Source organism: Neptuniibacter sp. (assembly GCF_024231755.1).
Classification (GTDB): domain Bacteria; phylum Pseudomonadota; class Gammaproteobacteria; order Pseudomonadales; family Balneatricaceae; genus Neptuniibacter.
The window spans coordinates 1-1,992 of the sequence record NZ_JAAEQH010000315.1 but is presented as its reverse complement, the minus strand read 5'-3'; the positions used below and the strand labels follow the sequence as shown (position 1 = coordinate 1,992).

Here is a 1,992-nt window from a genome sequence, read left to right as displayed (position 1 = left end):
TTTTTACACTGCTATGAGCAAGCGAGCCTGCAATTTACTTACTCGTCGTCGTCAGTTGGTTCCGCTTCTTCTTCGTCTCGATGATCGGATTCGGCGACGCGATTGCGATCTTCGGCGGCACGGATGCGGTTTTCGGCGAGGCGAACTCTGTCTTCGGCGGCACGAGCTCGGTCTTCGGCGGCACGAGTGCGGTTTTCGGCGGCGCGAATGCGGTCTTCCGCTTCCTCCTCTTCCGTTTCTCTAAATTAGGCACGCATGTAGGCACTATGTATATCTGTAAGCTTTTGCGTTCACGTACGATCTGTCGCCATCTGCGATTAGCTGACGCAAGTCCTCAGGCTCAGCCCTTCTTCTTCGTCTCAGCATGATCACCGCGACTGCAACCGCGATCACGATCAGCACGCCGACTACTCTGAAAACAGGCATTGTTAGAAATTGGTTTGATGAATCCCTTACTGTCACCTACACAACGCTAATCAGTATCGGTTGGTTTGAAGCACTGTACGGAGGTGATGATGGTGATGGTGGTGGTGATGGTGATGGTGCTGTGACGGGGCAGTTGCAGGTACCGATCTGTTCGACGCTCGGACTGTCGCAGAAGCAATTGTGGCAGCTTTTCGATTCGACGTAGACCTGCTCGAGTCTTGGCAGAATATCCTAAATTGTAGCATAAATACCAGTAATGTGCTTTGTAGTTACCGACAATAAGCATTGTAAGTGTAAACACCCTGTATTTCTGCTAACCTTAACATGAGCAACGCAGATTTCGCTGCTCCACACGAGCGTTTCGGCGCTTTCCAGGCAGCGGACCGATTTCAATGAGATCGTATCTGCGGTCCGTTTGCAGACAATAACAGGGCTTTTCTTGCAATAGCAAGCCTAAATATTATCTGCGACTAGACTCATGCTTCACAGCAGGCTTATCGTTTTGAAGCCCTTACGCGGATCCGAACCGAACCGAGCCGAACCGAGCCGAGCCGAGCCGTGTCGATCTGATGCGAAGCGATGCGATGCGGTGCGATGCGAGGAGAGGCGGATTTCGTTTCATTCGTATCCGATTTCCCGAGAGTGCGCGCCGCCGCCTGAAAACCATGTAGGTACCAAACTATAGGTAGTGTGAGCTGGACAGATAGGTAGGTAGTCTAGAGAGTTTGAGAAATGTGGCGGTATTGTGTCTAAAATAGCCTAAACAGGTAAATATTTCTAACCTGGTTATTGCAATAGCCGATTGTTAAAGCGATGAGAATCCCTATCACAGAGGAGTTGTTGAGCATTTTTAATTGAAGAGCTATTCACAAAAGCTTATCTAGACAGACGAAAGAACCCGTATCAGAAGAATAAGAATAGAAAAAACGGGGAGATAATCGGCGGGAATTTACCGGAAGTAGACAATGCAGGCATCAGGGAAACAACAACAACAATAGGCAGCGCAGATTTCGGGGCGGTGTTTCAAATTTCAAACTACTACAGTAGTCGATTGTGTGTGAGCACATCGGATTTGATTTATTTGATTTAAGCGGAGCTGTAATTTTGAAATCAATAATTTGATTTTAATATTGGCCTGCAGAACTGTAATTTTGAAATCGATAATTTGATTTTAATATTGGCCTGGCAGCGATATAGGCAGCGATCAAAAAGTTCGCAAAGAGGCAATGATTACTACTAAAGCCGCTACTTTATGTGGTCGTGATCGCAAATTATATCTATGGGGATTAGTAGGCATTCGTTCAGTAATCGATTCATCAATAAGAGGTTCAGGTTTACGTATCTGTTGTTTGTCATCAAACTGGTTATCAATCATTTGTTGCCTAGTCTCAGGGAGTTGCTCATCTGGTTCTTCTACTTCAGGTAGACGTAGAGACGGTAGACTATAGGTAGTTTTGTTGTCAGGAGGGCCTGGTTTTACTTGATCAATGTTCACAAGTTTGATTTTTGCATTAGAGTTATTGCAAGGTTTGACTAATAAGTTAGGATAATGGCATTCAATCACTC

Annotated in this window: 3 protein-coding genes; 1 reads left to right on the top strand and 2 read right to left on the bottom strand. The window is 45.9% G+C overall.

Going from position 1 to position 1,992, the window contains the following annotated elements:
• Positions 1–34: 34 nt before the first annotated feature.
• Positions 35–253 carry a hypothetical protein gene (locus tag GY843_RS18410; RefSeq protein WP_297311817.1) on the bottom strand — a complete coding sequence of 73 codons (219 nt, stop codon included), beginning with the start codon at positions 251–253 and terminating at the stop codon, positions 35–37.
• Between the two features lie 111 nt (positions 254–364).
• On the opposite strand from GY843_RS18410, the gene GY843_RS18405 reads away from it, so the two are divergent.
• Complete coding sequence (locus tag GY843_RS18405) at positions 365–631, top strand: hypothetical protein (RefSeq protein ID WP_297311816.1); 267 nt, start codon at positions 365–367, stop codon at positions 629–631.
• A gap of 999 nt (positions 632–1,630) precedes the next feature.
• On the opposite strand, the gene GY843_RS18400 is transcribed toward GY843_RS18405, so the two are convergent.
• Positions 1,631–1,992: hypothetical protein (locus GY843_RS18400; protein WP_297311814.1), on the bottom strand; the 362-nt coding region annotated here is incomplete at its 5' end.